Genomic DNA, 5,460 nt, shown 5'->3' with positions numbered 1-5,460 from the left:
ATAACGGCGGATACGTCAGAGGTCTAGCCTCATACGCCGCTAAATACAAAAAGTCAATGTTCTTCCAAGCAAACGGCTCTTACTGCGAAGTTTGCCACCCGTTCAAATTTGACTTTAAAACTAAGAAAGAGTTCTATGCGGCTCTTGGTAATGCTAAAGAGCTTCAAAAACACACTATCTCTAAAGGCGTAAGCTGTGAGGAGTGTCACGGAGCCGGCGGTCACCTTGACGGAGCTACAAACTTTAGAACATCAAACTGCGAACGCTGTCACCAAAGATTTAACTACAGCCCAGACCTAGCTAGAGCCAATCCTCTAAACCAAGGCAAGCTTGACCTATCTCTAAGCTCTAAATTTAAATCAATGGGACCAGGATGCGGATCTGAGGGTTCACAATCATACTTTACCGCTCACTACGATAAAGGTATGCGCTGCACCACTTGCCACGATCCTCACGATAACACAGGTCTGGTCGTAGGCGACAAGACTATCAAAGGCGTAAACTATAACTCAGAGCAAGGCTACCTAAGCGCGCTTTACACTAAACCAAAAATCAGAAAAGATTGTCAAGATTGCCACAAAGAGCAAGCATATATCGCTTCTAGAGCCGATACGCACAAAGATAACACTTGCGCATCTTGCCACATGCCGTTCATGATGAGCTGCGAGAACTTCTACGCTATCCAGTTCCAAGATAACGCCGGATTTGATACTCAAAGAAGATCTCACATCTGGAAAATCGACGTAGATCCTGCTAGAAAATCTCTAGTTGCGGGCGACGCTGCTAAAGGACCAAGAGACGCTAAAGATTGGCACTTCCAAAGAGATAAAAACGGACATAACTTCGTTGACCTAATGTGGGCGTGCGCTAGAACGTCTTGGGCGGATAAAGATATGCAAGATACTAAAGGCTGCCACAGCCCGGTGCTATCTGAGCTAAAACCTACCCTACACTTCAAGAACCAAAAACAGGTTTACGACGAAGTAATGGGATGGCAAACCCCTGTTAAAAACGACTTCTCTCAAGTCAAAATCGGTATCGAGGGACTTTATGCTATCTTAGAAACTAAGAAACTAAGCCCTAGCGATAAGACAAGAGTTTATGAGCTAATCGAAAAAGCGCAAGACACAGTCGACTTGCTACAAAAAGACGGCTCATGGGGTATGCACGGCTTTAAATATACAAAACAAAGACTCGACGCTTCTAAAGAGTACATCAAAGAAGCCCAAAGAATCATAAACAACAATTTATGATGCGATTACGGACGCCGCAAAAGCGCGGCGTCCAAATTTAATAAGGTAAATTTATGCGTTTTAAACTTAGCAAAAACCCGATTTTAGCTCTTTGCCTAACGGCCGGTTGCGTCTTGTGCGCTAGCGCGGCGGATAAAGAGGCGATGACGCAAGAGCAAAAAGAATCATACAGTATCGGAATTTCAACCGGAACCTATATCTCCGCACAACTAAAAAAACAAGAAAGCCTAGGCGTTAAATTTGACAGCAAGGCTCTTTTAGACGGCTTTGCCGACGCCTTTAAAAAAGAACAAAAACTAACAGACGAAGAAATAATCTCCCTGCTCAATCAAAGGGACGAAAAATTAAATAAGCTAACCCAAGACGCGCTAAAAAAAGCGCTTGAAAAAAATTTAAAAGAGGGCGAAGAATTTATGGCGAAAAACGCCAAAAACAAAAAGGTCAAAACGACTAAATCAGGGCTTCAGTACGAAGTTTTGGCGCTAGGAGACGGCGATAAGCCAAGGCCTGAGAGCGTCGTAGCGCTAAACTACAAAGCCTACCTCATAAACGGCAAAGTTTTTGACGACACGTACTCTAGAAACGAGCCTGCGATCCTTTCTATGGTAAATTTAATAGACGGCCTACAAGAGGGCCTCATGATGATGAACGGTAACTCAAAATATAAATTCGTCATCCCGTCTCACCTAGCTTACGGAGACGAGGGCGCAGACGAGATACCGGGCGGCTCGACGCTGATTTTTGAAGTCGAGTTAGTAAAGGCGCTAAAACCTGGCGAGCTAGCCGGCGCAGCCAAAAAACTAAGCGAAACTCAGCCGCGAAATTTCCATGGCGCGCATAGCCACGGAAGTAGCGTTGGTAGATAAATTTAGGATATTTAATCCATACGGATGGAGAAGAATATGAAAGAGCAAAATACAAGAAGGACGTTTTTTAAATTCCTTGCTTCGGGCGCGGCAGTTGCGGGAGCGACTAGCGTACTGGGCAAGAGTATAAATTTAGACGCCCCTACGGAAAACGGCAAAAAGCCGCACTACGGCATGATCTTCGATCAGAACAAATGCGTCGGCTGTACCGACTGCGAGGTCGCCTGTCAAAAGGTAAATTTGGTCCCAAAAGGCCAAATGAGGCTTTTTATCCAGGATAAAACCGATCCGCTAAATTTGAAAGAAAAGCGCTACGTCAGGGTTTCCTGCCAGCAGTGCGAGGACGCGCCGTGCGTGACCGTTTGCCCGACGAAAGCCTGTCACAAGGATGAAAAAACCGGCATCACGACGATGAACACCGACGACTGCATCGCCTGTAAATACTGCATCGTAGCCTGTCCTTACGACGTGCGCTTCATAAACCACGAAACAAGAGCCGCAGAGAGCTGCAACTTCTGCTTGGATACGAATTTAAAAGACGGTCACGAGCCCGCCTGCATCGAGGCGTGCAGATACGAGGCGATCGTATTTGGCGATCTAAACGACGAAAACTCGCACATCAGCAAGCTGCTTCGCGTAAAAGACAGCCTGCGAATGCATCCTGAGTGCGGCACGAAGCCGAGCCTGCGCTATATTCCTGCGGTTAAATTGGGGGTGTGATATGAACGGAGCTATAAATTTCACTGCGACCTTCTCGCACGGCGTTGAGTGGGGCTGGCCGATCGCGGTTTATCTTTTGCTAGCGGGTATGAGCGGCGGCGCTTTGATCGTCGCGATCCTCGTCAAATTTTACAAAAAACAGACCGAAAGCACGCCGCTATTTAAGGCTGCGTCGCTGCTATCTTTAGTTACGATTTTACTCGGTATGGTTTGTCTAGTAGCCGACCTTGAGCGACCGCTTCTTTTTTGGAAAATTTTGATTAATTACAACTTCACCTCGGTTATGTCCGTGGGCGTGGCGGCGCTTTGCGTCTATATCCCGCTTAGCTTCGTAGCCTGCCTTTATGCGTTTGAAGCTGATCTTAGCGGATTTTTATCACGCAGACTTACTTTTTTAAAAGGGCTTTTCACGCTCGTAATGAAAATTTTAAACGCTCTTCGTCCGCTACTTCTTGCGCTTACGCTTGTTTTTGCGGTCGCGATCTGCGCCTATACGGGCTTTTTGATCTCGGTTTTAGTTAGATTTCCTATCCTTAATACCGCCGTTTTACCTGCGCTTTTCGTGGCGTCTGGCTTATCGGCAGGTATCGCGGGCTCAAGCCTGATAGCCGCGCTTTTCTTTAAAGCAGACCCGCACGGCGGCGATCTAAAAACCTTACACGCGGTCGAGTGGCCGGTTTTAGCGATGGAAATTTTACTAATCGGCATGATTTTCGTTTCGCTCATCTCGGGCAGCGACGTACAAAAAGCCGCCAGCGTAGCCTTCAGCGAGGGCGTTTACGCTCAGCTATTTTGGCTAGGCGTCGTGGGCGTAGGCTTTTGCGTACCGCTAGTTTTAAATTTCGCGCTTGGCAAAAAGATCGCTCACACCGCGTTTGCGTTCTACGTCAGCGCGCTTGCTAGCGTGGTCGGAGTATTACTTCTTAGAATGTTTATACTATACGCAGGGCAAACTTACGATATAATAATGTAAAAAACTCGGAGAGGCGATTTTGGGCGTAAATTTATTTAGATTTTTCACTTCTTACAAATTTGCGCTCTGCCTCCTCTTTATCCTAGCCGCAGGCGCCGGCGTCGCAACCTTTTTAGAGAGCATTTACGATACGCAAACGGCTAAAATTTTAGTCTACGAGGCGCGCTGGTACGAGTGCGTCATGGGCGCTGCGACGCTGAGCCTGCTCGGCATTATAATTAAAACCAAAATGTGGCGCCGATTTGGCTCCTTCGTACTTCACGCGGCATTTATCGTTATCTTTATCGGCGCGGCTTTGACGCGCTATCTGGGCGCCGAGGGCGTACTGCACGTAAGAGCCGGCGAGAGCGGAAACGAGATGGTGAGCGTAAAGCCGTATCTGCAGATCCGAACCAAAGACGCATTTTTCGAGTATCCGCTAAATTTAACCCAAATCGGCGATAATAATTTTAGCTTCACGCAAAGTATAAATTCCAAAAACTTCACCGTCAAATTTGACTCCTATAAACCTGCACCCAAAGGCGAGCGAGGTACTCTCGTAGTAAAAGCGGGCTTTGAAGGGCAGCGCGAACAAACAGCCAAAATCCACGGCGGCGTAGGCTGGCTGGGCGAGCCTAGTATGCTAAATTTTGACGGTGAGGAGATAATGCTAACCTGGGGCTCAAAGCTAGTTAGCTTGCCGTTTTCGATAAAGCTTATTAAATTTGAGCTTGAGCGCTACCCCGGCTCGCAAAGCCCGTCCTCATACTCTAGCGACGTAGAGGCGCTATCTGATTCGGGAGAAATTTTGGCAAAGTATAAAATTTACATGAATCATCCGCTAAATTTGCAAGGTTTTAAGCTATTTCAGTCCTCCTATGACGCGGACGAGCAAGGCACGGTGCTAGAGGTCAACCGCGATCCGGGCAAAATCCCGACCTACATCGGATATTTCTTGCTTTGCGTCGGCGTCATCGGCAACTTTTTTACTAAAAACAGCCGATTTTTAAAGCTCATAAATTTCATCAAAAACAGCCGCTTTTCTCTCGTTGCGGCATTTATAGCGCTTGGTTTTTTAAATTTTAACGCAAACGCGGCCGAGCAAAACGAGAGCGAGATTTTAAAAACTTTCGCCGCAAACACCGCCGCTCACGCTAACGGCGAATTTGCAAAGCTTCTCGTGCAAGACTACGCGGGCAGGATAAAGCCGCTTAGCACCGAAGCGGGCGAAATCGTAAATAAAATCTCGGGCACAGATTCGCTTTATGGCCTAAGCGCCGAACAAATCGTGCTTGGGATGAATCTAAACCCCGCGCTGTGGCAAGATATCAAAATCGTAAAGATAAAAAACGACGAGATCAAAAAAATGCTAAATTTGAGCGGAGATTACGCGAGTTTTAGGGATGCGTTTGATACAAACGGCGAGTATAGACTGGCCGCACAGGTCGAAGCCGCGAACGAAAAACCGCTCTCCAAACGAGGCACGCTAGATAACGACCTCATCAAATTTGACGAGCGGCTAAACATCGCATATCTCACGTTTAAGGGCACGTTTTTTAAATTTATCCCGGTAGCAAACGACCCGCAACACACGTGGCTCTCGCCAAACGACGCCTTTAGCGACGAACGAGTCGCTCTGGACGCAAAAAACATACTAAACGACTATCTC

Annotated in this window: 5 protein-coding genes; all 5 read left to right on the top strand. The window is 47.1% G+C overall.

Annotated features, from left to right (window positions below):
* On the top strand, positions 1-1,253 hold a 1,253-nt coding region (locus tag Q0338_RS04400; RefSeq protein ID WP_366119646.1), incomplete at its 5' end, for a cytochrome c3 family protein.
* A 53-nt stretch (positions 1,254-1,306) separates the two neighbouring features.
* Entirely contained in the window at positions 1,307-2,119 is an 813-nt protein-coding gene (locus tag Q0338_RS04395) for an FKBP-type peptidyl-prolyl cis-trans isomerase N-terminal domain-containing protein (RefSeq protein WP_298085695.1), read from the top strand.
* Between the two features lie 36 nt (positions 2,120-2,155).
* Positions 2,156-2,839, top strand: coding sequence for a 4Fe-4S dicluster domain-containing protein (locus tag Q0338_RS04390; protein ID WP_298085694.1), 684 nt, complete (start codon positions 2,156-2,158; stop codon positions 2,837-2,839).
* A gap of 1 nt (position 2,840) precedes the next feature.
* Positions 2,841-3,812 carry an NrfD/PsrC family molybdoenzyme membrane anchor subunit gene (nrfD, locus tag Q0338_RS04385; RefSeq protein ID WP_298085693.1) on the top strand — a complete coding sequence of 324 codons (972 nt, stop codon included), beginning with the start codon at positions 2,841-2,843 and terminating at the stop codon, positions 3,810-3,812.
* A gap of 19 nt (positions 3,813-3,831) precedes the next feature.
* On the top strand, positions 3,832-5,460 hold a 1,629-nt coding region (locus tag Q0338_RS04380), incomplete at its 3' end, for a cytochrome c biogenesis protein ResB (protein ID WP_298085692.1).

The sequence above is a fragment of the uncultured Campylobacter sp. genome, from assembly GCF_938018145.1.
Taxonomy (GTDB): Bacteria; Campylobacterota; Campylobacteria; order Campylobacterales; family Campylobacteraceae; genus Campylobacter_A.
The sequence above is the reverse complement of the archived record's forward strand: the minus strand, read 5'-3'. Positions and strand labels throughout refer to the sequence as shown.